The sequence below is a fragment of the Streptomyces sp. ACA25 genome (assembly GCF_028200735.1).
Classification (GTDB): domain Bacteria; phylum Actinomycetota; class Actinomycetes; order Streptomycetales; family Streptomycetaceae; genus Streptomyces.
In genome coordinates this window covers 432,345-458,760 of record NZ_JAQKPV010000002.1, presented here as the reverse complement: position 1 = coordinate 458,760, position 26,416 = coordinate 432,345, and the positions used below count along the sequence as shown (strand labels likewise).

General features: G+C 72.6%; 23 protein-coding genes. 7 read left to right on the top strand and 16 right to left on the bottom strand.

The features are described 5' to 3' along the window. Nucleotides 1-15 precede the first annotated feature (15 nt). From PJ985_RS05635 to PJ985_RS05625, 3 genes are all read right to left on the bottom strand, one after another. Nucleotides 16-618 carry a hypothetical protein gene (locus tag PJ985_RS05635; protein ID WP_271682413.1) on the bottom strand — a complete coding sequence of 201 codons (603 nt, stop codon included), beginning with the start codon at nucleotides 616-618 and terminating at the stop codon, nucleotides 16-18. Between the two features lie 146 nt (nucleotides 619-764). Then, entirely contained in the window at nucleotides 765-2,363 is a 1,599-nt protein-coding gene (locus PJ985_RS05630; RefSeq protein WP_271682412.1) for a sensor histidine kinase, read from the bottom strand. Between the two features lie 52 nt (nucleotides 2,364-2,415). Further along, nucleotides 2,416-3,093 (bottom strand): response regulator transcription factor, encoded by a 678-nt coding sequence (locus PJ985_RS05625; RefSeq protein ID WP_271682411.1) that lies wholly within the window; start codon nucleotides 3,091-3,093, stop codon nucleotides 2,416-2,418. Between the two features lie 177 nt (nucleotides 3,094-3,270). On the opposite strand from PJ985_RS05625, the gene PJ985_RS05620 reads away from it, so the two are divergent. Further along, a complete protein-coding gene (locus PJ985_RS05620; RefSeq protein ID WP_271682410.1) occupies nucleotides 3,271-4,005 on the top strand; it encodes a SigE family RNA polymerase sigma factor in 735 nt (244 codons plus the stop codon). 177 nt (nucleotides 4,006-4,182) lie between these two features. On the opposite strand, the gene PJ985_RS05615 is transcribed toward PJ985_RS05620, so the two are convergent. From PJ985_RS05615 to deoC, 4 genes are all read right to left on the bottom strand, one after another. After that, on the bottom strand, nucleotides 4,183-4,785 hold the full coding sequence (locus PJ985_RS05615) for a uridine kinase family protein (RefSeq protein WP_271682409.1): 603 nt from the start codon (nucleotides 4,783-4,785) through the stop codon (nucleotides 4,183-4,185). A 98-nt stretch (nucleotides 4,786-4,883) separates the two neighbouring features. Further along, on the bottom strand, nucleotides 4,884-5,840 hold the full coding sequence (locus PJ985_RS05610; protein WP_271682408.1) for an aldehyde dehydrogenase family protein: 957 nt from the start codon (nucleotides 5,838-5,840) through the stop codon (nucleotides 4,884-4,886). Next, nucleotides 5,830-7,263: an aldehyde dehydrogenase family protein gene (locus PJ985_RS05605; RefSeq protein WP_271682407.1), complete on the bottom strand. Its 1,434-nt coding sequence runs from the start codon at nucleotides 7,261-7,263 to the stop codon at nucleotides 5,830-5,832. The genes PJ985_RS05610 and PJ985_RS05605 overlap by 11 nt, the downstream gene beginning before the upstream one ends. A gap of 4 nt (nucleotides 7,264-7,267) precedes the next feature. Further along, a complete protein-coding gene (gene deoC, locus PJ985_RS05600; protein WP_271682539.1) occupies nucleotides 7,268-8,230 on the bottom strand; it encodes a deoxyribose-phosphate aldolase in 963 nt (320 codons plus the stop codon). A 97-nt stretch (nucleotides 8,231-8,327) separates the two neighbouring features. Here deoC and PJ985_RS05595 point away from each other — a divergent pair, with 97 nt between their 5' ends. Further along, the gene (locus PJ985_RS05595; RefSeq protein ID WP_271682406.1) at nucleotides 8,328-8,957 is read left to right on the top strand and encodes a PH domain-containing protein; all 630 of its coding nucleotides are present in this window, start codon (nucleotides 8,328-8,330) and stop codon (nucleotides 8,955-8,957) included. Nucleotides 8,958-9,036: 79 nt separating this feature from the next. Here the strand turns inward: PJ985_RS05595 and PJ985_RS05590 are convergent, their stop codons facing one another. From PJ985_RS05590 to PJ985_RS05580, 3 genes are all read right to left on the bottom strand, one after another. Next, entirely contained in the window at nucleotides 9,037-10,716 is a 1,680-nt protein-coding gene (locus tag PJ985_RS05590) for a phospho-sugar mutase (RefSeq protein WP_271682405.1), read from the bottom strand. After that, on the bottom strand, nucleotides 10,716-11,519 hold the full coding sequence (locus PJ985_RS05585) for a purine-nucleoside phosphorylase (RefSeq protein WP_271682404.1): 804 nt from the start codon (nucleotides 11,517-11,519) through the stop codon (nucleotides 10,716-10,718). The genes PJ985_RS05590 and PJ985_RS05585 overlap by 1 nt, the downstream gene beginning before the upstream one ends. Nucleotides 11,520-11,640: 121 nt before the next feature. Next, nucleotides 11,641-12,078, bottom strand: a complete 438-nt coding sequence (locus PJ985_RS05580) for a gamma-glutamylcyclotransferase (protein ID WP_271682403.1) — start codon at nucleotides 12,076-12,078, stop codon at nucleotides 11,641-11,643. A gap of 98 nt (nucleotides 12,079-12,176) precedes the next feature. On the opposite strand from PJ985_RS05580, the gene PJ985_RS05575 reads away from it, so the two are divergent. Then, on the top strand, nucleotides 12,177-13,628 hold the full coding sequence (locus PJ985_RS05575) for an NAD(P)H-quinone dehydrogenase (protein ID WP_271682538.1): 1,452 nt from the start codon (nucleotides 12,177-12,179) through the stop codon (nucleotides 13,626-13,628). 166 nt (nucleotides 13,629-13,794) lie between these two features. After that, nucleotides 13,795-14,634, top strand: a complete 840-nt coding sequence (locus PJ985_RS05570; RefSeq protein ID WP_443033421.1) for a DeoR/GlpR family DNA-binding transcription regulator — start codon at nucleotides 13,795-13,797, stop codon at nucleotides 14,632-14,634. A 91-nt stretch (nucleotides 14,635-14,725) separates the two neighbouring features. Here PJ985_RS05570 and PJ985_RS05565 read toward each other — a convergent pair whose 3' ends face one another. From PJ985_RS05565 to PJ985_RS05540, 6 genes are all read right to left on the bottom strand, one after another. Further along, nucleotides 14,726-16,510, bottom strand: a complete 1,785-nt coding sequence (locus PJ985_RS05565; RefSeq protein ID WP_271682401.1) for an acetyl/propionyl/methylcrotonyl-CoA carboxylase subunit alpha — start codon at nucleotides 16,508-16,510, stop codon at nucleotides 14,726-14,728. Nucleotides 16,511-16,808: 298 nt separating this feature from the next. Further along, on the bottom strand, nucleotides 16,809-17,429 hold the full coding sequence (locus tag PJ985_RS05560) for a Maf family protein (RefSeq protein ID WP_271682400.1): 621 nt from the start codon (nucleotides 17,427-17,429) through the stop codon (nucleotides 16,809-16,811). Between the two features lie 154 nt (nucleotides 17,430-17,583). Then, a complete protein-coding gene (locus PJ985_RS05555; protein ID WP_271682399.1) occupies nucleotides 17,584-20,874 on the bottom strand; it encodes a S8 family serine peptidase in 3,291 nt (1,096 codons plus the stop codon). A gap of 192 nt (nucleotides 20,875-21,066) precedes the next feature. Next, nucleotides 21,067-21,198 (bottom strand): morphogenic membrane protein MmpB, encoded by a 132-nt coding sequence (mmpB, locus tag PJ985_RS05550; protein ID WP_271682398.1) that lies wholly within the window; start codon nucleotides 21,196-21,198, stop codon nucleotides 21,067-21,069. Nucleotides 21,199-21,421: 223 nt separating this feature from the next. Further along, the gene (locus tag PJ985_RS05545; protein WP_271682397.1) at nucleotides 21,422-21,631 is read right to left on the bottom strand and encodes an acyl-CoA carboxylase subunit epsilon; all 210 of its coding nucleotides are present in this window, start codon (nucleotides 21,629-21,631) and stop codon (nucleotides 21,422-21,424) included. Nucleotides 21,632-21,647: 16 nt separating this feature from the next. Beyond that, the gene (locus tag PJ985_RS05540) at nucleotides 21,648-23,216 is read right to left on the bottom strand and encodes an acyl-CoA carboxylase subunit beta (protein ID WP_271682537.1); all 1,569 of its coding nucleotides are present in this window, start codon (nucleotides 23,214-23,216) and stop codon (nucleotides 21,648-21,650) included. A 145-nt stretch (nucleotides 23,217-23,361) separates the two neighbouring features. On the opposite strand from PJ985_RS05540, the gene PJ985_RS05535 reads away from it, so the two are divergent. From PJ985_RS05535 to PJ985_RS05525, 3 genes are all read left to right on the top strand, one after another. Continuing rightward, the gene (locus PJ985_RS05535; protein WP_271682396.1) at nucleotides 23,362-24,237 is read left to right on the top strand and encodes a biotin--[acetyl-CoA-carboxylase] ligase; all 876 of its coding nucleotides are present in this window, start codon (nucleotides 23,362-23,364) and stop codon (nucleotides 24,235-24,237) included. 111 nt (nucleotides 24,238-24,348) lie between these two features. Beyond that, nucleotides 24,349-25,434 carry an adenylate/guanylate cyclase domain-containing protein gene (locus PJ985_RS05530; protein ID WP_443033413.1) on the top strand — a complete coding sequence of 362 codons (1,086 nt, stop codon included), beginning with the start codon at nucleotides 24,349-24,351 and terminating at the stop codon, nucleotides 25,432-25,434. A 96-nt stretch (nucleotides 25,435-25,530) separates the two neighbouring features. After that, nucleotides 25,531-26,340, top strand: coding sequence for an enoyl-CoA hydratase/isomerase family protein (locus PJ985_RS05525; RefSeq protein ID WP_271682394.1), 810 nt, complete (start codon nucleotides 25,531-25,533; stop codon nucleotides 26,338-26,340). The last annotated feature ends 76 nt before the right edge of the window (nucleotides 26,341-26,416 follow it).

Sequence of the window (26,416 nt, the reverse complement as noted above, 5' to 3'; positions counted from 1 at the left end):
GAGCTCGGGGCCCTTCTAAGGGGACTCGGCTGCTGTGCGGGCGGTGTCGGGTCGATTGCGCAGGGTCGCTCCGCAGGTGTAGCCGCGCGCGTCCTGGTCGGCGGCGGTCTCGGCCGGTCCCGCGAGCAGCACCGAATGGCCGTCCCCGACGGGCTGGGTGTGCGCGAAGGTGCAGATGATCTGGACGAGCGCGAACGCCGGGAGATCATCCGGCCGGCTGCTCAGCCGCAGCAGCCGGTCGGGATCGTCCCCGGCCGGCCCGCTGACCCGCAGGTCGGCGGGCACCGTGCTGGTGAACCCGGCCGCCTGCTCCTCGTGCTCCGGATCGGACTGCAGCTCGGAGAGCAGTGCTGCTGCGAGAGCGACCCGGTCCCGGGCGCCCTCCCGCTCCGCCCTCGGGGTGTCCTCGGGCTCCTCCTGCCCGGAACCTGCGGCGCTGCTCTGCATACCGGGCAGTTCGATGGAGCGGGCCACGGGTTCCACCCGTGAGCCGCACACCAGGTACACCTCGGTGCCGTCCTCGGCTGCCGGCGGGGTGCAGGAGGCACGGGACGGCGCGGGCCCGGCGTCGACCGGCACCTCCACCGACCGGACCCCGCACGCCGCGCTCGCCGCCACGAGAAGCACCGCCACGGCCGGCCGGGCGGTCCGCCGCAGCACCCGTCGTGCGGCCCCGGATATCCGGGACGGGCGGCGCCGGCCCGGCGTGACGGAGGAACGGCCTCTGCTTCGCGGTCCTCCCCGCCGGCCGGTCATACGCATACTCACCCGTTCCTCCCCTCGTCCTGGTCCTGGTCCTGGTCCTGGTCCGTGTCCGGGCCGGTTCCCGCGGCCCGGTCCCGGTCCCGGTCCCGGTCCCCGTCCGCTCCGCCGTCCCGGGGCAGTCTCAGGGTGAAGACCGCACCCCCCTCCGGCGCGTTCCGGGCACTGATCTCACCGCCGTGCAGGTGCGCGTTCTCCAGCGCGATCGAGAGGCCGAGCCCACTCCCCTCCGAACGCGGCCGGGAAGCGCTCGCCTTGTAGAACCGGTCGAAGACGTGCGGCAGGACCTCCTCCGGAATGCCGGGCCCCCGGTCGGCGACCTCGATGACCAGGGCCCCGGGGCCGTCGGCCGCCGGTCTCGCGGGGACACGCTCCTGACGCACCGACACCCGCACCGGTGAGCCGCCGTGTTTGAGGGCGTTGCCGATGAGGTTCGCCAGGATGACGTCGAGCCGCCGGGGGTCGAGCCGGACCATGATGCCCCGGTCGGCGTCCAGCTCCACGGCGTCCAGCCAGGCCCGCGCGTCGATGCAGGCGGTGACCTGGTCGGCGACGTCCACATCGTCGAGCACCATCCGGGCGGTTCCGGCGTCGAAGCGGGTGACCTCCATCAGGTTCTCCACCAGGTCGTTCAGCCGTCTGGTCTCGCTGACCACGAGGGACACGGCCGGCGCTATCATCGGGTCCAGATTGTCGACCTCCTCCTCCAGCACCTCGGTGACCGCGGTGATCGCGGTCATCGGGGTCCGGAGCTCGTGCGACATGTCGGCGACGAACCGGCGGCTGGACTCCTCCCTTGCCCGCAGATCCGCGACCCGTTCCTCCAGAGCCTCGGCCGTGCGGTTGAACGTCCGTGACAGCTCCGCGAGTTCGTCGGCACCCTGCACCTCGAGCCGGGTGCTCAGCTTCCCCTCGCCCAGCCGCTGGGCCGCGTCACTGAGCCGCTGCACCGGGCGCAGCACCGTGCTCGCGGCGGCCTGGGCCAGGAGCACCGAGCCGACGAGCGCCAGTGCGGTGGCGATGCCGAGGGACCAGGTAAGCGACTGCAGGTCGTCCCGCTCCGGCGCGAGGGACGCCAGCATGTACCCGGTCGGGCCGCCGTCCCCCATGACCCGCGCGCCGCCGATCAGGTACGGGTCGTCGTCCCGCACGATCCGCTGCCAGTACAGGTGGTATGGCGCCGCGTCGTCCTCGCCCGTGCGGACGGTGTGCACCGCTTCCACCAGCGAGGGCGGGATCATTTCTGCGGTGAAGACACCGGGGTCGGACTCCGCGGTGCACTCGCCGTCCTCGGAGACCAGCACGACCTGATAGTTCTGGGTGCTGCCGGTCATCTCGCCCGCGGCGCCGCGCAGCAGGGCGCAGGTCGGTGCGGCGGGCAGGGCGCCGGTGCTGTCCCCCAGCGATTTGTGGAAGTCGTCGAGGGCGGCGTTCTGCGCCCGGGTGAGGACGGCGTCCCGGTTGAGCCAGTAGGCGATCCCGGAGACCGAGACCGCGGCGGTGAGCGCGACCAGCGCGAACACGGTGACCAGCCGCAGCCGCAGGCTGGTCACGCGCAGCGCGCCCCGCACCCGGCCGATCAGGCGTCTTCCGCCGCTCACCGCGGACTTTCCGGCCGACGGCTCCGGCCCGCGGCAGTTCCGCAGCGACCGGTCACGAGGGGGCGTCCAGGCGGTAGCCCACCCCGCGGACCGTCCGGATCAGCTTCGGGGAGGACGGCACGTCCTCGACCTTCGCGCGCAACCGCTGCACACAGGCGTCCACCAGCCGGGAGTCCCCCAGGTAGTCGTGCTCCCACACCAGCCGGAGCAGCTGCTGACGGGAGAGCGCCTGCCCGGGGCGGCGGCTCAGCTCGAGCAGCAGCCGCAGTTCGGTCGGCGTGAGCTGAAGGTCCTCGCCGTTCCGGGTGACGGTCATCGCGGCCCGGTCGATGACGATCGAGCCGAATGTGGCCGCGTCGTGGGACTCCCGCTCACCGCGCCGCATCACCGCACGGATCCGCGCGTCCAGCACGCGGCCCTGCACGGGCTTGACCACGTAGTCGTCGGCCCCCGACTCCAGACCCACCACCACGTCGATGTCGTCGCTGCGGGCGGTGAGCAGGATGATCGGCAGCTGGTCGGTGCGCCGGATACGGCGGCACACCTCGAAGCCGTCGATGCCGGGCAGCATGACGTCCAGAACGATGAGGTCGGGCCGCTGCTCACGCAGCAGCTTGAGTCCGTCCTCACCGGTCGCGGCGGTGACCACACGGTGCCCCTGGCGGGTCAGTCCCATCTCCAGGGCCGTGCGGACTGCCTCGTCGTCCTCGATCAGCAACAGGAAAGCCACGGGGTCATTCTGGCCCATGGGCCCGCCTGCTTCGCCAGTGCGTTCCGGGAAGGATGCCGGATCCGGGCCCGGGGCCCTGTGACACCGCTGTGACAGTCGGCGGACCGGGTCATGAAACTGGCCGTGCAGTGTGTTGCCCGTCGGACAGGAACGACTGACTCCATGAGGGGGAGCGGGATGAGCGCACTGCAGAGCATCAGCACCACGGCAGTCGGCACGACGCTCCCGCACGCCTCCGTGGTTCCCGTCCGGCGCGAGGAAAGGTCCGGTGCCGTGAACCGGTGTGGGGGCCATCGCGCCACCGGGCGTGCGCGTCCGCCGCGGCTCACCGCGGTGGACCCGAAGGGGGGACCGTACAGAGAGGCCGGGGGACCCCGGCGCGAGGGGGCCACGGAGGCGGAGTTCACCGCCTACGTGCGGGAGCGCCGGGCCTCTCTGTACGCCACCGCCTACCACCTGACCGGCGACCGGCACGAGGCGGAGGACCTGCTGCAGAGCGCGCTGCTGTCCACCTACCGGTCCTGGGACCGGATAGCCGACAAGGCCGCGGTCGGCGGTTACCTCCGCCGCACGATGACGAACCTGCACATCAGTGCCTGGCGGCGCCGGAAGCTCAGCGAGTACCCCACGGAGGACCTGCCCGAGGCGCCCGCCGAGCAGGACACGATGCGGGGCACCGAGCTGCGGGCCGTGCTGTGGCAGGCACTGGCCCGGCTGCCCGAGCAGCAGCGCACCATGCTGGTGCTCCGCTACTACGAGGGTCGTACCGACCCGGAGATAGCCGACACTCTGAACATCAGTGTCGGCACGGTGAAGAGCAGTATCTGGCGCACTCTGCGCCGGCTGCGTGAGGACCGGGTACTCAGTTTCGGCGGGGACCGGGGGGAGTCCTTCGGCGAGCTGGTGGCCTGACGGGGGAGGAGCGCGGGACCCGGGGGAGGGGGACCGGGGACCGGCGGGGGAACGGGGGGAACGGGGGCGGTATCCGGCCGGTGGGGGGGGCGGCCGGATACCGCAAGCCGTGGTGCGCGCCCGCGGGGGAGGCGCGCACCACGGCTTGCGCGTTGTGCAGGCCACACGACCGCTAAGTCAGGCCGGCAGGCCGTCGATCCGGCGCAGGGCCTCCGCGCCGCCGCACGGATGAGCCCCGAGAGCCACATGCCGTTCGACCAGAGCGCGCTCGGTGCGCAGCAGCGTCCAGCCGCGCCGGAGCAGGACGGGCAGTGGTTTCCGGGCCTCCCGCACGTCCCGGATCAGTCTCCGGCGGAAGGTCGTGAGGGGGCGGCCCCGCAGGCACAGGGTGTCGGCCATCAGCCCGGACGCCGTGCAGCGTCCGGCGATCTCCGCGGCGAAAATTCCCTCCGCGACGAACAGCCGCCCCCCGTCGAGGTCGAGCTTCCGCTCCCCGGTGCGGGCGCTGGCGGAGATGTCGTAGAGCGGTGTCACCGCCCGCCCTTCCGTGCACAGCGTCCGTACGACTGCCAGCGCGGCCTCCGCGTCCCAGGACTCCGGGGCGTCCCAGTCGACGCCGCTGCCGTCCGGGAGCGGGGGCAGCGTCGGGTCCCCGGCCTCCTTGTAGAAGTCGTCCAGGTGCAGTACGGGCAGCCCGGTGCGGGCGGCCAGGGACGACTTGCCGGAGCCGGAGGGCCCGGTCAGCAGGATCACCCGGGCGGCGGGGGAGGCGTCGGTCATGGGACACCATCCTTGCGTATCCCGCTCCGCGGCCCGATGGAGGGACACCGCCGGGCCCGCCCGGGCGCGCGCGACGGGCGGGACCGGGGGACGGGGCGTCAGGTGCCGACGGGGTGCCAGACGGTCTTGAGCTCCAGGAAGGCCAGCATCCGGCCGGTGCCGGGGTCGGCGGTCCAGTCCTCGGATGCGGGGCGCCGGACCCGCTTGAGGTTCTCCGCCGCGGCCGTCTCCAGCTCCTTCGCGAGTTCGCTGCCGGCTCCGGTGAGGTCGATGGCGTTGACGTCGCTGTGGTCGGCGAGCGGCTTCCCCAGCTCGTCCGTCCGGCCGGACAGGATGTTGACGACTCCGCCGGGCACATCGGAGGTGGCCAGCACCTCGGCCAGGGTCAGCGCGGGAAGCGGTGAGCGCTGGGAGGTCACCACCACCGTGGTGTTGCCGGTCACCAGGGCAGGGGCAAGCACCGACACCAGCCCGAGCAGCGAGGAGTCCTGCGGGGCGAGCAGCGCCACCACGCCGGTCGGCTCCGGGCTGGAGAGGTTGAGGAAGGGGCCGGCGACCGGGTTGGTCGAGCCGGCGATCTGGCTCACCTTGTCGGACCAGCCCGCGTACCAGACCCACCGGTCGATCGCCGCGTCCACGGTGGCCGCCGCCTTCGTCCGCGACAGCCCTTCGGCGGCCGCGACCTCGGTGAGGAACTGCTCGCGGCGGCCCTCCAGCAGCTCCGCGACCCGGTAGAGGACCTGACCGCGGTTGTAGGCGGTCGCCCCCGACCAGCCGCCGAACGCCTTGCGGGCGGCGGCCACCGCGTCCCGTGCGTCCTTGCGCGAGGCCAGCGGTGCGTTGGCCGCCCACCGCCCCTGCGTGTCGGTCACCTCGTGCACCCGCCCGCTCTCGGACCGGGGGAACTTGCCCCCGATGAACAGCTTGTACGTCTTGAGCACATTGAGCCGGGCGCCGGCCCGCCCGGACGCCGCGTCCGGTGCACCGCCCGCCGCGCCGGCGGAGTTCTTGCCGCTCTTGCGCGCCGCGCCGGACGTGGATGACTTATCGGACATCGAGGTACGCCTCCAGACCCTGCCGGCCGCCCTCGCGGCCGAAGCCCGACTCCTTGTAGCCGCCGAACGGCGAGGCCGGGTCGAACTTGTTGAACGTGTTCGCCCAGACGACTCCGGCCCGGAGCCGGTCGGCCATCCACAGGATGCGCGACCCCTTCTCCGTCCAGATGCCTGCCGAGAGCCCGTAGGGCGTGTTGTTGGCCTTGGCCACGGCCTCGTCCGGGGTGCGGAAGGTCAGCACCGACAGCACCGGGCCGAAGACCTCCTGCTGGGCGATCCGGTGTGCCTGGGTGACCCCGGTGAACAGGGTCGGCGCGAACCAGTAGCCCTGGGACGGCAGCTCGCAGGGCGGGGACCAGCGCTGCGCGCCCTCCGTGTCGCCCTCGTCGGCCAGGGCACGGATCCGGGCCAGCTGTTCGGCGGAGTTGATCGCCCCGATATCGGTGTTCTTGTCCAGCGGGTCGCCGACCCGCAGGGACCGCATCCGGCGCTTGAGCGCGTCGATCACCTCGTCCTGCACCGACTCCTGCACCAGCAGCCGGGAGCCCGCGCAGCAGACGTGCCCCTGGTTGAAGAAGATGCCGTTGACGATGCCCTCGACGGCCTGGTCCACGGGGGCGTCGTCGAAGACGATGTTCGCCGCCTTGCCGCCCAGCTCCAGGGTGAGTCGCTTGTCCGTTCCGGCGACGCTGCGGGCGATGGCCTTGCCGACGCCCGTGGAGCCGGTGAACGCCACCTTGTCCACGCCGGGGTGCGCCACCAGCTCGGCACCGGTCGTGCCGTCCCCGGTGACAATGTTCACGACGCCGCGCGGCAGCCCGGCCCGGTGGCAGATGTCGGCGAAGAACAGCGCGCTCAGCGGGGTCGTCTCCGCGGGCTTCAGCACCACGGTGTTGCCGGTGGCCAGCGCCGGCGCGATCTTCCACGCCAGCATCATCAGCGGGAAGTTCCACGGGATGACCTGGCCCGCCACCCCCAGCGGCTTCGGTGCCGGTCCGAAGCCGGCGTGGCCGAGCTTGTCCGCCCAGCCCGCGTAGTAGAAGAAGTGCGCGGCGACCAGCGGCAGGTCGGCGTCGCGCGACTCCCGGATGGGCTTGCCGTTGTCCAGCGATTCCAGGACGGCCAGTTCGCGTGCGCGCTCCTGGATGATCCGGGCGATCCGGAAGAGGTACTTGGCGCGCTCCGCGCCGGGCAGTGCCGCCCAGCCGGGGAACGCCGTGCGGGCGGCCCGCACCGCCCGGTCGACGTCGGTGGCGTCGGCCTGCGTGTACTCGGCCAGCACCTCCTCGGTGGCCGGGGAGACGGTCTTGCGGAGCTCCCCGGCCGCCCCCTCGGTGAACTCGCCGTCGATGAACAGGCCGTAGCTGGGGGCAAGATCGACGACGGCCCGGGACTCCGGCGCCGGGGCGTACTCGAATGTCATCAGGTCAGTCCACCGTTACGTAGTCGGGTCCGGAGTAGCGCCCGCTGCTCAGCTTCTGGCGCTGCATCAGCAGGTCGTTGAGCAGGCTGGAGGCGCCGAACCGGAACCACGTGGGGCTCAGCCAGTCGTCCCCGAGTGTCTCGTTGACCATGACGAGGTACTTGATGGCGTCCTTGGAGGTACGGATGCCGCCCGCGGGCTTGACCCCGACCTGCCGGCCGGTGGCCGCCCGGAAGTCCCGCACCGCCTCCAGCATCAGCAGGGTGTTCGGGAGCGTGGCGTTCACCGCGACCTTGCCGGTGGAGGTCTTGATGAAGTCGGCGCCGGCCAGCATCGCCAGCCAGGAGGCCCGGCGGATGTTGTCGTAGGTGGCCAGCTCGCCGTTCTCGAAGATCACCTTCAGGTGGGCCGAGGAACCGTCGGGGCGGGCACATGCCTCCCGCACGGCGCGGATCTCCTCGAAGACGTCCGCGTAGCGCCCGCAGAGGAACGCCCCGCGGTCGATCACCATGTCGATCTCGTCCGCGCCGGCGGCGACCGCGTCCCGGGTGTCCGTCAGCTTCACCTGGCGGGAGGACCGGCCCGACGGGAAGGCGGTGGCGACCGAGGCGACGGCGATGCCGCTGCCCGTCAGGGCCTCCTTGGCGGTGGACACCATGTCCGGATAGACGCAGATCGCGGCGACCTGCGGAACGTCCCGGTCGCCGGGGTCCGGGGCCCTGCCCTTGGCGCACAGCGCCCGGACCTTGCCCGGGGTGTCGGCACCCTCCAGGGTCGTCAGGTCGATCATCGACAGGGCCAGGTCGATCGCGTACCGCTTGGCCGTGGTCTTGACCGAACGGGTACCGAGGACCGCCGCGCGGGCTTCGAGCCCCACCGCGTCGACCCCGGGCAGACCGTGCAGGAAGCGGCGCAGCGCCGCGGGGGAGGCGGTCACGTCCGGCAGCGCGGAGGCAGAGGGTGGCATGGTCACCAGGGGAGCATATCTACGCGCGTAGCCACTTGTCATCCCCACCGTGGCCCCGCCCGCACCGGGGCCGGGAGCGGTCCGGCACAATCAGGCCATGACCAGTGACCCGCAGGAGTTCGCCGACCGCAGTTACCGATCCGGCTCCGCCGTGGCGGGAGGGGTGCTGATCCTCGGGATCGCGGCCTGGCTGGGCGGCGACGCGATGCTGCGCGGTGAGGGGCGCACGCCGCTCGTCGCCGTGGCCGCGCTGCTCTTCGCGGTGCCCCTCATCGTGGCGTTCTCCGTTCGTCCCGCGGTCTTCGCGGGGGGCGGGCGGATGCGGGTGCGGAACCCGTTCCGGACCATCGAGGCTCCCTGGGCCACGGTGGAGAGCATCCGGGCCGGGTATTCCTGCGAGCTGGTGGCGGACGGCAGGAAATACCAGCTGTGGGCCATCCCCGTCTCGTTGCGCGCCCGCAACAAGGTCAACCGGCACAACCGGCGGATCGCGGGCGGGGAGTCACCGCGCAGTGGCCCGTTCGGGATGGGCGGAGCAGCTCCGGAGGACGCGCACGAGCGCACGGCCCCCTCCGACGCGGCCGTGCACGAGCTGCGGGAGCTGTCCGCGCGGCACCGTGACGAGGAGGCCGCGCAGGGACCCGTGACGATCAGGTGGGCCTACGAGATCCTGGCCCCGGCCGCGCTCGGGGCGGTGGCGCTGTTCCTCCTCTGGCTGACCGCCTGACCGCCCGACCGCCTGGCCGCCCGACCGCCGCCGCGTCCCGCCGCGTTGTGGCCGGGGCCCGGCGGCAGGCCGGGAGTGCTCAGATGCCGGCGGCGGCAGCCAGGTCCTTCTTCAGCCCGCCGAGGATCCGGGCCGCCGCTTCCCTCGCCGCCGGGAGGTCCGCCCGGCCGGCGACCGGCCGCACCACTTCGAGGTAGCACTTGAGCTTCGGCTCGGTGCCGCTCGGGCGCACGATCACCCGGGCCGCGGTGCCCCCGGGCCCGGTGGCACCGCCCGCCAGGGTGTAGCGCAGTCCGTCCGTCGGAGGCAGCAGGGCGGTGCCCTCGCTCAGGTCCTCGGCCGAGGTGATCGGCAGGCCCGCGAGCTCGCGGGGCGGGGCCGTGCGCAGGGTCCGCATCGCGGTCGCGATCAGGGACAGGTCCGCCACCCGCACCGACAGCTGGTCCGTGGCGTGCAGCCCGTGGGTCAGTGCCAGGTCGTCCAGCAGGTCGGTGAGTGTGCGCCCCTGCTCGGCCAGCCCGGCCGCCAGCTCCGCCACCAGCAGGGCGGCGGTGACGCCGTCCTTGTCGCGGACGCCGGCGGGGTCCACGCAGTACCCCAGAGCCTCCTCGTAGCCGAAGGCCAGACCGTCGACGCGGGCCAGCCACTTGAAGCCGGTGAGGGTCTCCTCGTAGGGCAGCCCGGCCGCCGCGGCGATCCGGCCGACCAGCGAGGAGGAGACGATCGAGGCCGCGAAGGTGCCGCGCACGCCCTTGGCCGCGAGGTGCGCGGCCAGCAGCGCCCCGACCTCGTCCCCGCGCAGCATCCGCCAGCCCTCGGGCCGGTCCGGCGCGGGGACGGCGACGGCGCAGCGGTCCGCGTCGGGGTCGTGGGCCAGGACCAGGTCGGGCCGCACCGTCCGGGCGGTGGCGAACGCCAGGTCCATCGCCCCGGGCTCCTCCGGGTTCGGGAACGCGACGGTGGGGAAAACCGGGTCGGGTTCGGCCTGCTGCGGCACGTCGGCGGGGGGAGGGAAGCCGGCGCGGGCGAAGGCGTCCAGGAGAACGGGCCGGCCGACGCCGTGCAGCGGTGTGTAGACGGTGGTGGTGGTGCGTGGGGAGCCCGGGGTGAGGGGCGCGTCGGTGCGCGCGAGGTAGGCGGTGACGATCTCCTCCCCCAGTACCTCCCACCCGCTCTCCGCGCGGGGAACACCGGTGACGGGGCCGACCGCGTCGATCTCGGCGGCGATCAGGGCGTCGTCCGGCGGCACGATCTGGGTGCCGTCCCCGAGGTAGACCTTGTACCCGTTGTCCTGCGGGGGATTGTGGCTCGCGGTGACCATGACTCCCGCGACCGCACCGAGCTCCCGGACGGCGAAGGCCAGCACGGGGGTCGGGAGCGGGCGCGGCAGCAGTGCGGCGCGCAGCCCGGCGCCGGTCACGACGGCCGCGGTGTCGCGGGCGAAGTCGGCGCTGCGGTACCGGGCGTCCCAGCCGATGACCACGAGCCCGGGCGCTCCGTCGCCGGGCTCGTGGCGGCGCAGGTGGGCGGCCAGCCCGGCGGCTGCCCGGATCACGACGGCGCGGTTCATCCGCATCGGCCCCGCGCCGAGCTCACCGCGCAGCCCGGCGGTGCCGAAGCGCAGGGTGCCGGCGAAGCGTTCGGCCAGAACGGAGGTGTCGCCCGCCTCGATCAGTGCCCGCAGCTCTGCACGGGTGGCGGGGTCGGGGTCGTCGGCCAGCCAGGCGCGGGCCCGTGCGTACAGCTCCCCGGCCGCCATCAGACGCGCCTCAGGAGCTGGGAGAGCAGGGCCCCCATCCGGACGGCTGAGTCCCGGCCCGCCCGGAGCACTTCTTCGTGGTTCAGCGGCTCTCCGGTGATGCCCGCGGCCAGGTTCGTCACCAAGGACAGCCCGAGCACCTCGGCGCCGGCCTCCCGGGCCGCGATGGCCTCCAGCACGGTGGACATGCCGACCAGGTCCCCGCCGATGGCCCGGACCATGGTGATCTCGGCCGGAGTCTCGTAGTGCGGCCCCGGGACCTGGACGTAAACCCCCTCCTCCAGGCTGGGGTCGATCTCCTTGCACAGGGCGCGCAGCCGGGGGGAGTAGAGATCGGTGAGGTCGATGAAGTTGGCGCCCAGGACGGGCGAGGCCGCCGTCAGGTTGATGTGGTCGCTGATCAGCACCGGCTGCCCCGGGCGCATTCCCTCGCGCAGGCCGCCGCAGCCGTTGGTGAGGACGAGGGTCTTGCAGCCCGCGGCGACGGCGGTCCGCACCCCGTGCGCGACAGCGTTGACGTCACGGTTCTCGTAGAAGTGGGTGCGGCCCAGGAAGACCAGCGCGCGCTTGTCGCCGACGCGGTAGGAGCGGACGTTGCCGACATGCCCCGCGACGGCGGGCGGCGGGAAGCCGGGAAGCTCGGTGACGGGGAACTCGTGGTCCGGGCGCTCCCCGAGGGCGTCGGCGGCGGGTGCCCACCCCGAGCCCATCACGAGCGCGACGTCGTGAGTCGCCGCGCCGGTCAGCTCCCGCACCCGGGCGGCGGCGGCATCGGCCAGATCCACAATCTCAGAAGCGTTCACGGGGGCGAGCCTAACCGGTTTTCGCCTACGCGCGTAGACCGTCTCGCCCAGCGGTCCGGAACGGGCCGGGAGGAGGCAGCACGGCTCGTCGGTGGCCGGAGGACGGCCGGTGTGCAGGGCCTCAGCAGGGGCGCTTGCGCAGCTCCGTGATGTAGTCGTGCGGGGCACCCGCGGATTCGGCGGCCTCCGCGATCTCGCCCAGGTAGCGGGCGGACGGAAGACCGCCCTCGTAGCCGTTCAGCACGTAGAGCCAGGCGGGCTGATCGCCCTCCAGGGTGTGCACGCGGACCCGCATGCGGCGGTAGATGTCCAGGCCGACGCCTTCCCAGCGGTCCAGGGAGTCCTCGTCCATGGGGGCGATGTCGTAGAGGGCCACGAACACCTCGGACCGCGGGGCTTCCACGACCGTGGCGAGCGCGCCCTCCCAGCCCATGTGCTCCCCGCCGAAGGTCAGCCGCCAGCCGCTGATCCAGCCGGTCTCCCGGAGGGGCGAGTGCGGCGCGCGGCGGGACATCAGCCGGGCGTCGAGGTTACCGGCGTACGCGGCGTAGAGCGACATGGCATTGAGGGTACGGGAGCGCCGCCCGTGCGCGGCTGAGCGGAACGGCTTGCCGGGAACAGGGGGCGAGCGGAAGATCCCCTGTGCCATGCGGGACACTGGGGTACGTGACTCGCATCGTGATCATCGGCGGCGGACCTGGCGGATACGAGGCGGCGCTGGTGGCAGCGCAGCTGGGAGCGGAGGTGACCGTCATCGACCGCGACGGTCTCGGTGGCGCGTCCGTGCTCACCGACTGCGTGCCCTCCAAGACCCTGATCGCCACCGCGGAGGTGATGACCGGGTTCGATGCCTCCCACGAGGAGCTGGGCATCGCCATCGACGGGGCGGATCACCCGGGGGAGCGGGGACGGCTGATCGGTGTGGATCTGGGAAAGGTCAACCGGCGCGTGAAGCGGCTCGCGCTCGCGCAGTCGCACGACATCACCGCCTCCGTCACCCGGGCGGGCGTCCGGGTGCTGCGCGCACACGGGAAGCTGGAGCGGGATCAGGCGCCGGACGGTTCGCGCCGGGTCACCGTCACCGATGCCGAGGGGACCGCGAGGGAGCTGGTCGCGGACGGTGTGCTCATCTGCACCGGCGGTCATCCGCGGGAGATCCCGGACGCGCTGCCGGACGGTGAGCGGATCCTGAACTGGACGCAGGTCTACGACCTGAAGGAGCTCCCCGAGGAGCTCATCGTGGTGGGCTCCGGTGTCACCGGCGCGGAGTTCGCCGGGGCCTACCAGGCGCTGGGCTCGCGCGTCACCCTGGTCTCCTCCCGGGACCGGGTGCTGCCCGGCGAGGACCCGGACGCCGCTGCCGTGCTGGAGGACGTCTTCCGGCGCCGCGGGATGAACGTGATGGCCCGCTCCCGGGCGGCGGCGGTCCGGCGGACCGAGGCCGGGGACCGGGTCGAGGTCACGCTCACCGACGGCCGCACCATCTCGGGCACCCACTGCCTGATGGCGGTCGGCGCGGTGCCGAACACCGAGGACATGGGTCTGGAGGAGGCCGGCGTCACCCTGCGGGACTCCGGGCACATCTGGACGGACCGGGTCTCGCGGACGAGCGCACCCGCGGTCTACGCGGCCGGTGACTGCACCGGAGTGCTGGCGCTGGCGTCGGTGGCCGCGATGCAGGGCCGGATCGCGATGTACCACTTCCTGGGGCACGCGGTCGCGCCGCTGGACCTCAAGACGGTCTCGGCGAACATCTTCACCGACCCGGAGATCGCCACCGTCGGCTACACCCAGGCCGATGTGGACGAGGGCCGGATCGATGCCCGGGTGGTGAAGCTGCCACTGCTGCGGAACGCGCGCGCCAAGATGCAGGGTATCCGGGACGGCTTCGTGAAGCTCTTCGCCCGCCCCGGCACCGGCATCGTGGTCGGCGGAGTGGTGGTCGCGCCGCGGGCGAGCGAGCTGATCCACCCCATCGCGCTCGCGGTGGACAACAATCTGACGGTGGAGCAGGTCGCAAAAGCGTTCACCGTGTACCCGTCCCTGTCGGGCTCGATCGCCGAGGCCGCCCGTCAGCTGCAGGCACGCAAGCACGATGAGGGCTCGTAGCCGCTGGTCGGAGTCCCGGCCGAGGGACGGGCGGGTGGTATATAGCACGAACCAGGCATCTTTGAGGCATGTTCGGGAAATTTCCGCAAGCCGCTGAAAACAGCCGGACTTTGGCGTTACTGTCGGTTCCGTGTTCGCTGCAGAACGTCGCCAGTTGATTCTTGAAATGGTGCGCGCCAACGGAGCCGTGTCTCTCCGGGAGCTCGCCCGCGTCGTCCAGACCTCGGAAGTGACCGTGCGTCGCGACGTCCGCGCCCTGGAGGAAGAAGGGCTGCTGGACCGCAGGCACGGCGGTGCCGTCCTGCCGGGCGGCCTGGGGGGTGAGTCCGGCTTCCCGCAACGGTCGCCCGTGGCGACCCGGGAGCAGGTGGCCCTCGCGGAGCTCGCGGCCGGTCTGGTCCGGGAGGGGGAGGCCCTCGTGGTCGGCGCCGGGACCACCACCCAGGAGCTGGCACGCCGGCTCGCGCGGGTGCCGGGGCTGACCGTGGTCACGAACTCGCTGCTCGTGGCCCAGGCCCTCGCGCACGCCAACCGGGTGGAGGTGGTCATGACGGGCGGTACCCTGCGCGGCACCGATCACGCGCTCGTGGGCAGTGGTGCCGAGGAGTCCCTCCAGGGCCTGCGGGTCAGCCGGGCGTTTCTCTCCGGCTCAGGGCTGACCGCTGAGCGTGGCCTGTCCACCTCCAACATGCTGTCGGCGAGCGTGGACCGTGCCATGGCACAGGCCGCGGCCGAAGTGGTGGTCCTCGCCGACCATCGCAAGCTGGGCGCGGACACCATGTTCCAGACGGTGCCGACCGAGATGATCACTCAGGTGGTGGCCGACCAGCCGCCGCCGGACAACGGCCGCGCGGTGCTGGAGCTGGAGGCCCTGGCCGACCAGGGGGTCCGGATCTCCCTCGCCTCCTGCGCGGAGGACTCCCCGGAGCCGCGCACCGCCCGCCGCCTCCCGCTCCCCGCTCCACGCGGCGCCGCCCCCGGATCCCCGGCTCTGCGCCGAGGCTGACCGGCGGCAGCCCGGCCGGAGGCCGATCCGCCCGCACGCCGGAGGGCCGGGTCCCGTCACACGACGGAGGCCCGGCCCTCTGACGACGCGGTCAGTCCTTGATCTCGCAGATCACCGCGCCGGCCGACAGGGAGGCGCCGATCTCGGCAGTGAGATCCTTGACGGTGCCCGCGCGGTGGGCGTTGAGGGGCTGCTCCATCTTCATCGCCTCCAGGACGACCACCAGGTCACCCTCAGCGACCGTCTGGCCCTCCTCCACGGCGACCTTGACGATGGTCCCCTGCATCGGGGAGGCGAGCGCGTCCCCCGAGACGGCGGAGGCCGTCTTCCGGCCCGCCTTCCGGCGTGCGGGCTTGGCGCCGCCCGCCACCGCCGCGCGGGCCAGGGGCATGCTCAGCGCGGCCGGGAGGGAGACCTCCAGCCGCTTTCCGCCGACCTCGACGACCACTGTTTCGCGCGGGACGCTGTCGTCGTCCTCGGTGCTCTCGGTGCCCGCGCCCACGAAGGGCTCGATCGTGTTGGCGAACTCCGTCTCGATCCACCGGGTGTGGACGGTGAACCGCTCACCGGCCCGGCCGTGCAGCTCGGGTGCGAAGGCCGGGTCGGCGACCACCGCCCGGTGGAACGGGATGGCCGTGGCCATGCCGTCCAGGCGGAACTCGTTCAGCGCCCGTGCCGCGCGCCGCAGCGCCTGCTCCCGGTCGGCTCCGGTGATGATCAGCTTGGCCAGCAGGGAATCCCAGGCAGGTCCGATGACGGAACCGGCTTCGACGCCCGCGTCGAGCCGCACACCCGGGCCCGCGGGAGGGTCGAAGCGGGTGACGGTTCCGGGCGCCGGGAGGAAGTTGCGGCCCGGGTCCTCTCCGTTGATCCGGAACTCGATCGAGTGACCGCGCAGGGGCGGGTCGTCGTAACCCAGCACCTCGCCGTCGGCGATCCGGAACATCTCCCGCACCAGGTCGATGCCGGTGACTTCCTCGGTCACCGGGTGCTCGACCTGCAGGCGGGTGTTGACCTCCAGGAAGGAGATCGTGCCGTCCTGGCCGACCAGGAACTCCACGGTGCCCGCACCGACGTAACCGGCCTCCTTCAGGATGGCCTTGGAGGCGCGGTACAGCTCGGCGTTCTGCTCCTCCGTCAGGAAGGGTGCGGGGGCCTCCTCCACCAGCTTCTGGTGGCGGCGCTGGAGCGAGCAGTCCCGGGTGGAGACGACCACCACGTTGCCGTGCGTGTCGGCCAGGCACTGCGTCTCCACGTGCCGGGGCCGGTCCAGGTAGCGCTCCACGAAGCACTCCCCGCGGCCGAAGGCGGAGACCGCCTCGCGGACCGCCGAGTCGTACAGCTCGGGGACCTCCTCCAGCGTGCGGGCGACCTTCAGACCCCGGCCGCCACCACCGAAGGCGGCTTTGATGGCGATCGGCAGGCCGTGCTCCTCCGCGAAGGTCACCACCTCGTCCGAGCCACTGACCGGGTCCTTGGTGCCGGCCACCAGCGGTGCGCCGGCGCGCTGCGCGATGTGCCGCGCCGCGACCTTGTCACCGAGGTCGCGGATCGCCTGCGGGGGCGGGCCGATCCAGATGAGCCCGGCGTCCATGACGGCCTGGGCGAACTCGGCGTTCTCCGACAGAAAGCCGTACCCCGGGTGGATGGCGTCCGCTCCTGAGTCGGCGGCGGCCCGCAGGACCTTGCCGACGTCCAGGTAACTGGCCGCCGGGGTGTCACCGCCCAGGGCGAAGGCCTCGTCGGCGGTCCGGACGTGCAGCGCGTCCCGGTCCGGCTCGGCGTAGACGGCGACGCTCGCGATGCCGGCATCCCGGCAGGCCCGGGCGACGCGAACGGCGATTTCGCCGCGATTGGCGATGAGCACCTTGCGCACGATGGCTCCCTCCTTGGAACAAGGTGAGTTTAGGTACAGCCGACACCCCGGGGTGAGGCGGACTCCGGGGTGAGCTTGCCCACACGGAAAGTGAGCCGGTGGTTGCTTCTGTCCGCACAAGCTGGTGTTCCCAAGGTACGCGCCCTTCTCGGGTTTGCCTCAAGGGCCGGGCTGTGGTCAACATCTCGGCCGAACGGATGCAGGTCCGTGCAGCGGACCTTGTGGGAACCCCATAATTCGGGGCGCGAATCTTTTTCCCGAGGCACCGCGAGGCGGGGCGGTGGGCCCCGCTCTGCCGTCAGCGGGATGCCCAGAGGCCGGTGATCGGCACGCCGAGCTCCGCCAGCATCCGCCGCAGCAGGGGAAGCGAAAGCCCGATCACGTTGCCCGGGTCGCCGTCGATGCCGTCGATGAACGGTGCGGCGAGCCCGTCCAGGGTGAACGCGCCCGCCACGTGCAGGGGTTCGCCGGTGGCCACGTAGGCGGCGATCTCCGCGTCGCTCGGCTCCCCGAAGCGCACGGTCGTCACCGCGACGGCGGAGGTGCGCCGGCCGTTCACGGTGTCGATCACACAGTGGCCCGTCTCCAGCAGGCCGGACCGGCCGCGCATCACCGTCCACCGGGCGGTGGCCTCCTGCGCCCCGGCCGGCTTGCCCAGCCGCCGCCCGTCCATCTCCAGCACCGAGTCGCAGCCGACGACCAGCGCCCCGGCGGCCTCCGGCCGGCCCGCGACCGCCTCCGCCTTGGCCTCGGCCAGTACCCGGGCCAGCTCCTGAGGAGACGTCACGGCCAGGGCGTCCTCGTCCACTCCGCTGACCATCACCTCGGGGGCGAAACCGGCCTGCCGCAGCAGCCCGAGCCGGGCGGGGGACTTGGAGGCGAGCACCAGGCGGCGGGCAGGCGGGGATGCAGTGTTCATGGCCGTCACGGTAGCGGCTGCCGGGCCCGGCAGGGGCCGGGGGCGGAAAGCCCCGGAGGCGGGTGCTGTGCGCGCCCGGGGGGTGCCGCAGCGCGGCGGGCCCTGCCGGAGCGAGGTGCTCCGGCAGGGCCCGCGGGGAGTGGTGCTGCCGAGTTCAGCGGGTGCGGTACGCGTCGATGATGGTCTGGACGGTGAGGTTGCCCAGGCTGTCCTCGACCTCGGCGCGCAAGGAGACGCTGCCGCCCGCGGCGGGGTTGTCGACCACCAGTAGGCCGTCGGTGAGCTCGGCCGGCTGCCAGCTCGCCCCGCTGTCGTAGGAGACCTCCACCCTGAGCTCGGCCGGCTCGTCCTCCGTCGCCGGCTGCTCGACCGTGACCGGGATGTCGACCCGGGTCAGCGCGGGGGAGGTGCTGGCCAGGTCCAGCTCCGGGGCGTACCGGACGGCCGCAGCGGGCAGCGGTTCGGTGCCGGTGACGGACTCCGACCGGAAGGAGTAGGAGGCGGTCACCTCGCTGGTCACCGTTGCGGTGCCGGAGCCGGCCCGGCTGATCGTGGTCTCCAGCCGGTAGTCGGCGGCGTCCTCGGGCACCTCGAACTCGACGAAGTCGAGCACCTCGGCGGAGGTCGCGTGAACCTCACCGTTCCGGTACAGGACGGTTTCCGCACTGTCGTACACGCTGCCGCCGCGGTGCCCTGAGCCGTCCGCGAAGGGCGTGAGCCAGCCCTTGAGAGTGTCGCCGGCCCGGACGAGGCCGCCACCTCCCTCGAACAGCGGACCGTACACACCGGTGTTGAGCATCAGGCTGTGGTGTTCCCCCGCGCTGTGGGCCCGGGCGGGAGTGCGGTAGGAGGCCTCGTCCCACCAGTCGTCCGCACCGAGCTGCCACAGCTCCTGGGACCACCGGGTGCCTTCGGCCCGGACGTACACCTCGGTGGTCCACGGCAGTTGCTGCCTGGTTGCGGTGGCGATCAGTACTGCGGGGGAGGACGTGAACAGCGCCCCCCGCTTGCCGGGGGCCGACGCGCCCTGGCCGGTGGTGATCCTGGCCAGTTCGGACGCGTCGATGTGATCGGTCAGACCGGTGTAGAAGCCGTCCTCCTGAATATGGTGTCCGTGGTACTCCCGCTCGCCTTCGGGGCTCACCCAGGAGCCGCCCGCACCGGCGGACAGCTGCCACCCCTGCGGGGCGGGCCCCGTCTGGGCGGTGCCGAAGCCCTCGGCCCCGGGGGCGGCGGACACGAACGCCGAACTCAGGTGGAATTCCTCACCCGTCAGGGTGTACCCGGCGGTCAGGGAGGCCTGCCGCACGTCGTCGTCCGGCACGCTCATCACCATCGGCCGGGCCCCGGCCGCGGCGAAGGAGACCGAGGTGTCCTCGGTGAGCCGCACCTGCGGGTGCAGCATCCAGTCGGCGACAGGAATTTCGGACTCCTCGTCCGCCGCGCCGAGGACCGTCGCCTCGACCAGATAGTCGCCCTCGGGGAGCCGCACGGTGGCGCTGCCCGAGGCCGACGGGCTCAGGAAGTGGGACGTGAAGGTCTGCGGGTCGATCACCACGGCCTCCCATCCCTCGGTGGCGGGAGCTCCGGAACGGTCGGTGGCGTCGAGGGTGAGGTGGAACATCTCGGGTTCGCGGTCGACGGCGCCCGCGGTGCGGACGGTGTGTTCCTCACCGGTGGCGGTGAGGAACATGCTGTAGCCGCCGTGAACATCACCGCCGTGGCGGGTGTGGGCGGTGGCCCGGACGGTGGCGGTGCTCCGGGCGGGGAGAGTGACCCGGTCGGCGTCGAGGGTGAACATGTCCTCGGGGCCGGGGGTGCCGTCCGGGGCCAGGACGGTCATCTCCAGGTCCAGGGCGAGGTCGGAGTCCCCGAGGTTCCGGTAGGTGAGCTCACGGGTGACGGGTTCGGCGGCGTCGTGGGGGTGAGCGACTGTGCCGAAACTGAGGGAGGCCGGTTCGGTGATGACGGTCTGCCGGACAGCCCGGGTGAGATCGATACGTCCGGATCCCTGCTGGTAGGCGGTGTGGCCGTCGGCTCCCCGGGCGGAGGCGAGGAGCGCGGCCTTGATGCGGTCGCCGGACCAGTCGGGGTGCTGCTGGGCGAGGAGCGCGGCGGCTCCGGCGGCGTGCGGGGCGGCCATGGAGGTGCCGGAGATCGCCACGTATCCGTCGGCGACGGCCTCGCCGTTCTCCCCGATCACGCTGCCCTCGGCCGCGGCGGCCGCGATGCCGACCCCGGGGGCGGTGGCGTCGGGCTTGAGTGCACCGTCCCGGGTCCGCGGGCCCACGGAGGAGAAGCCGGCCAGCACGTCGCTCCTGCTGACCGCGCCGAGGGTGAGTGCGGCGTCCGCGGTGCCCGGCGTGCCGAGGGAACCGGCGCCGGGTCCGGAGTTGCCGGCGGCGATGACGAACAGCGCCCCGCTCTCCTCGGAGAGCCGGTTGACGGCCTCCTCCATCGGCTCGATGGCGGAGCCGGTACTGCCGCCGAGGCTCATGTTGATGACCTGGGCACCCTGCTCGACGGCCCACTCCATGCCTTCGATGATCCCGGATTCGAAGCCGGAGCCCTCGTCGTCCAGCACCTTCGCGTTGAGCAGTTGTGCGCCCGGGGCGACGCCGCGGTACTTCCCGCCGGACAGGGCACCGGTGCCGGCCGCGGTGGACGCCACGTGCGTGCCGTGGCCCTGCCGGTCGTGGGTGTCCGGGGAGTCGGTGAAGTTCTCGGCGGCCACCACCTGGCCGGCCAGGTCCTGGTGGGTGTCGTCGATGCCGGTGTCCAGGACGGCGACGGTGACGCCCGTCCCGTCGAACCCGGCCTCCCAGGCATCCGGGGCACCGATCTGTCCCGCGCTGCCGTCGAGGGAAGCCTGGTGCACCGCGTCCAGCGAGACCCCGGCGATGCCGGGTGTCGTGACGAGTGTCTGCTCGCCGGCCTGTTCGGTGAGCGCAGCCCAGGCCGCCGGCGCGACCCCGGGAGCGAGGGTGAGGGCCTGGCCGTTGATGGTCTCCAGCTCGGCACGGACCTCCGGTTCGGCCGCCTGATGCAGGGTGTTCCGGGCCTCCGGCCCGGCCTCCTCGCCGTAGGTGACGATGACCGGGACGCCGTCGATCCCGTCGTACTGCTCCCGGCTGAGCTCGGTCACGTCGAACAGCCGCCGGTCCACGCTCCCGTCACGGACCGGACCGAACGCGTCCAGCGGCAGGACCAGCGTGGACTCCTCACCGGTGAAAACCTTGACGGGGATGTGCTCCCGGCCTTCGGCGGGTAACAGGCCGGTCGCCCGGCCCGCGGAGTCGACCGCGACCCGGTCCCCGGTGATCAGGGTGACCAGGCGGCTCTCCCCGTCCGCCGCGACGGGCTCGGCGGTGTGCGCCGGCGGGCCTCCCTGCGGAGCGGCCGATGCGGCCGCGAGCCCCGCGGTCAGTGTTACGGACAGGGCCACCGCTGCTGCGATGGTGCTGCTCTTCTTCCTCGGATGGGTGTGCAATCTGTCCCCTGGAGAGATGGATTCACTCGGACCGGAGGACTGGGCCGCCCTCCGGCTGCTCCGCAACATGCCGAGTATGGGCACATCCCTGGCGCTGGGTGACAGGACAGAACGTGGGGGTAGCGAGAGCGAGTTGTGCCCGCGCTGTCAGGCCGGCCGCAGAAGCAGCACAGCGGCGATCATCATGGCCACGGCGATGACCCACCCGGCCCGGCGCAGCATGGTGCTCGCCGCCCGGCTGTCGTCCGGGGACTCGCGGCGCAGATCGGTCCACAGCATGCCGTTGATCCTGTCCGCCCGGACCGGTGGCCCGCATGAGTACGGGTACTCAGATGCGCGGTCAGGAGGGCGGGACCCCGCGGGCCGGCCGATGAGCCGGCGTCAGCGCCGGTTTCGGCCGTGCAGAAGGAGGAGAAGGTGTGGCCCGGTGCGGCAGAAGGTGCGAACGGGAAGTGAGGGGCCGCTGCCCCCCGCAGTGACCACTCACCACCCGGGGAGCGGGTCAGCCGGGCCAGCTGCTGGTGAGCCAGGCGTGCGGGCCGGGCACCGGCACCCGCCGCGGGACGAGGCGGGCCGGGTCGGACCACTCCGACGCGGCCCGCGGGCCACCGGGGGACCCGGCGGACGCCGCCACCGCGACCCGGGCCTGGACCACGGCCACGGCCGCGGCGATCTCCTCGGGGGTCGGATTCCCCCGGACGACTCTGATCATGATGCGAACCTTCCCCTCACAGCGGGATGTTGCCGTGCTTCTTCGGGGGCAGCTGCTCCCGCTTGGACCGGAGCGTGCGCAGGCCGCGCACGATGTGCCGGCGGGTCTCGGCCGGCAGGATCACCGCGTCGACGTATCCGCGCTCGGCGGCGACGTACGGGTTGAGCAGTGCCTCCTCGTACTCCAGGGTGAGCTGTGCCCGCAGCGCCTCGCGCGCGTCCGGGTCCTCCTCCGCGACCAGCTTCCGGCGGTGCAGGATGTTCACCGCTCCCTGTGCGCCCATCACCGCCACCTGGGCGGTCGGCCAGGCCAGGTTCAGGTCGGCGCCCAGGTGCTTGGACCCCATCACGTCGTACGCGCCGCCGAACGCCTTACGGGTGATCACGGTGATCAGCGGCACTGTCGCCTCCGCGTACGCGTAGATCAGCTTCGCGCCGCGGCGGATGATGCCGTTGTACTCCTGGTCGGTGCCCGGCAGGAAGCCCGGCACGTCGACGAAGGTCAGCACCGGGACGTTGTAGGCGTCGCAGGTCCGCACGAAGCGTGCGGCCTTCTCCGAGGCGTCGATGTCCAGGCAGCCGGCGAACTGCATCGGCTGGTTGGCCACCACGCCCACCGAGCGTCCCTCGACCCGGCCGAATCCGGTGAGGATGTTGGGCGCGAACAGCGACTGCGTCTCCAGGAACTCGCCCTCGTCGACCACGTGCTCGATGACCTGGCGCATGTCGTAGGGCTGGTTCGCCGAGTCAGGGACCAGGGTGTCCAGCTCCCGGTCGACGTCGGAGGTCTCGAGATCCGCGTCCTCGGGGTACTCGGGCGGCTCGGACAGGTTGTTCGACGGCAGGTAGGACAGCAGCGCCTTGACGTAGTCGATGGCGTCCTTCTCGTCACCCGCCATGTGGTGGGCGACCCCGGAGGTGGCGTTGTGGGTGCGGGCACCGCCCAGCTCCTCGAAGCCGACGCTCTCCCCCGTCACCGTCTTGATGACGTCCGGTCCGGTGATGAACATGTGGGAGGTCTGATCCACCATCACGGTGAAGTCGGTGATCGCCGGGGAGTACACGGCGCCGCCCGCGCAGGGGCCCATGATCAGGGAGATCTGGGGGATGACCCCGGAGGCGTGCACGTTGCGCCGGAAAATCTCGGCGAACAGCCCGAGCGCCGCCACCCCCTCCTGGATCCGGGCGCCGCCGCCGTCGTTGATGCCGACGACGGGACAGCCGGTCTTCAGGGCGAAGTCCATCACCTTCACGATTTTCTCGCCGTACACCTCGCCCAGTGAGCCGCCGAAGATCGTGAAGTCCTGTGAGTAGACGCACACCGGGCGGCCGTCCACCGTGCCGTAACCGGTGACCACCCCGTCCCCGTAGGGGCGGTTCTTCTCGATGCCGAAGTTCGTCGACCGGTGCCGGGCGAACTCGTCCAGCTCGGTGAAGGAGCCCTCGTCGAGCAGCAGCTCGACCCGTTCGCGGGCGGTCAGCTTGCCCTTGGCGTGCTGCTTCTCCACCGCACGAGCCGAGCCCGCGTGCGTGGCCTCGTGGGCCCGCTGTCGGAAGTCCGCGATCTTGCCCGCGGTGGTGTGCATGTCGGGCCGGTTCTCCTGCTCGGACACGGGCTGCGGCTCCTACTCGTCCTCGGGTGGCTACCGATCCGTAGGTTAACGGCGCCGGAGCGTTCGCACACTGCGTCGTTGACCACACCCGCCCGCCCGGCGGCCCTACTCTGGCGGCATGACACCTGCCGACCGGCCGCCCGGCCGATGGTCCGACCTCGAGCGCCCGCCGCTCAACGCCACCGCACTGCGTGGCGCCCTCGTCACGCCGGAAGCACTCTGGACCTCGCTGGAGGTGACCGAGGTCACCGGCTCCACCAACGCCGATCTGGCCGAGCGGGCGCGTCGCGGCACCGCCGCACCGGGGACCGTGCTGATCGCCGAGGAGCAGACGCACGGCCGCGGCCGGCTGGACCGGCAGTGGAGCGCGCCGGCCCGCTCGGGGCTGTTCGTCTCCGTACTGCTGCGACCGGAGGTCCCCCGGGAACGCTGGGGCTGGCTGCCGCTGCTCGCGGGGGTGGCCACCGTCGCCGGGCTGACTCGCGTCGCGGGGGTGGGGGTCACCCTGAAGTGGCCCAACGACCTGCTGCTGGAGGTCGGAGGTGAGGAACGCAAGTGCGGCGGCATCCTCTCCGAGAGCACCGGGGAGCAGGGCGGCCCTCCGGCCGTGGTGCTCGGCATCGGCATCAACGTGTCGCTGCGTGCCGACGAACTGCCGGTGGAGACGGCGGGCTCGCTGCTGCTGGCCGAGGCGGAGAACACCGACCGGGACCCGCTCCTCCGGGCCGTCCTGCGCTCCCTGGACACCTGGTACACCCGCTGGACGGCCGCCTCCGGCGCCCCGGACGCCTCCGGGCTGCGTGAAGCCTGCTCCGCCGTGTGCGCGACCCTGGGCCGCACCGTCCGTGCCCAGCTTCCGGACGGCACCGAGCTGCGCGGCGAGGCCGTCGCGCTGGACGACGACGGCCGCCTGGTGATCGCGACCGGGGAAGGTGTGCAGCTCCCGGTCTCCGCGGCGGACATTGTGCACGTACGCTCCGCTGAGCAGGGGTGACTTACTCCACACCTGCCGTAAGGTGGGGCGGTGTCACCGCGGGACGGACGCGGCGGAAGCGGAACGGTAGGGCAGTGCGCAGCAGAGGGATCTTCACTCTGAGGGCGGGCAGTGGCCGTGGATGACACCGGTGCGCCCGGCGGGAGGAGCGGTGCCCCGCCCCCCGAGGACGGGGACGACACCATCGCGCTGCGGCTCGAGCAGCTCATCATCGGGGCCGACCGGCAGTACACCCCGTTCCAGGCCGCCCGGGCCGCGGGTGTCCCCATGGAGCTGGCGTCCCGTTTCTGGCGGGCCATGGGTTTTCCCGACATCGGCCAGGCCAAGGCGCTGACGGAGGCGGATGTGCTGGCGCTTCGCCGGCTGGCCGGTCTGGTCGAGGCCGGGCTGCTGAGCGAGCCGATGGCGATCCAGGTGGCCCGTTCCACCGGACAGACCACGGCCCGGCTGGCGGACTGGCAGATCGACTCCTTCCTGGAAGGTCTGACCGAGCCGCCGGAGCCCGGCATGACGCGGTCCGAGGTCACGTATCCGCTGGTCGAGCTGTTGCTGCCGGAGCTGGAGGAGTTCCTCATCTATGTGTGGCGCCGGCAGTTGGCCGCCGCCACCGGCCGGGTGGTCCAGGCTCAGGACGACGCGGAGATGGTCGACCGCCGGCTGGCCGTCGGCTTCGCCGACCTGGTGGGCTTCACCCGGCTCACCCGCCGCCTGGAGGAGGAGGAGCTGGGCGAGCTGGTGGAGGCGTTCGAGACCACTGCCGCCGATCAGGTGGCCGCGCACGGGGGCCGGCTCATCAAGACGCTCGGCGACGAGGTGCTCTTCGCCGCGGACGACGCGGGGACGGCCGCCGACATCGGTCTGCGGCTGGTGGAGACGCTCGGGGAGAACCCGACGATGCCCGAGCTGCGGGTCGGTATCGCTTTCGGCACGGTGACCACCCGGATGGGTGATGTGTTCGGCAACACGGTCAACCTGGCGAGCCGGCTCACCTCCATAGCGCCGAAGGACATGGTGCTGGTGGACGGCGCGCTCCGGGAGGAGCTGACGGCCGGGGGCGACGCTCCGCGCTCCGAGAAGGAGGTCGACGCCGCGGACGCCGCGCACGCGGGCTTCCGCTTCGCGCTCCAGCCTCTCTACCAGCGCCCGGTCCGTGGCCTGGGCATCATCGAGCCCTGGCTCCTCACCCGCCGCTCCTGAGGCCTCGTCGGCCCGGCCACCCCGGGGCCCGTCGCCCCCCGGCCCTGCGTGCGATGATGCTCCGACCGAGTGAGCGAGCGTTAACAAGGAGCGGGCATGACGCAGGACGTGCGCGGCGAGGAGCGGTACGGCGAGTGGGTGGCGGTCCGCCGGGACGGCCCCGTGGCGGAGCTGGTCCTGGACCGGCCCAAGGCCATGAACGCCGTCTCCACCGAGTTGGCCCGGTCCCTCGGAGCCGCCTGTGAGGCCCTCGCCGGGGACCGCGCGGTGAGTGCGGTGGTGCTCAGCTCCACCCATCCCCGGGCCTTCTGTGTGGGTGCGGACCTCAAGGAACGCAACTCCTTCACCGACGCCGAGCTCGGCCGGCAGCGCCCGCACGCCCGGGCCGCCTACGGCGGAGTGCTGCGGCTGCCGATGCCCACCATCGCCGCCGTGCACGGCTACGCCCTGGGCGGGGGCTTCGAGCTGGCGCTGAGCTGCGATCTGATCGTCGCCGACCCCACGGCGGTCGTCGGCCTGCCGGAGGTGTCGGTCGGCGTCATTCCCGGCGGCGGCGGCACCCAGCTGCTGCCCCGCCGGGTGGGGGCGGCCCGTGCGGCGGAGCTGATCTTCACCGCCCGCCGGGTGGAGGCCGCCGAGGCGGCCGGGCTGGGGCTCGTCGACCGGCTGGTGCCCGAGGGCGAGGACCGCACGGAGGCCCTGGCGCTGGCCGCGCGGATCGCCTCCCACTCGCCCGTCGGGCTGCGGGCGGCGAAGCGTGCGCTGCGCACCGGCTGGGGGATGGACCTCACGGCCGGTCTGGAGGTCGAGGACGCGGCCTGGCGGACCGTGGCCTTCTCCGGTGACCGGGCCGAAGGGGTGGCCGCGTTCAATGAGAAGCGCACCCCGCGCTGGCCGGGGGAGTGACCGGGCGCAGTCGCGGCGGCCGAGCAGAACGGACGTAGCAGAACGGACATACGAGCCGCGAACCGGCGTTCGGCAC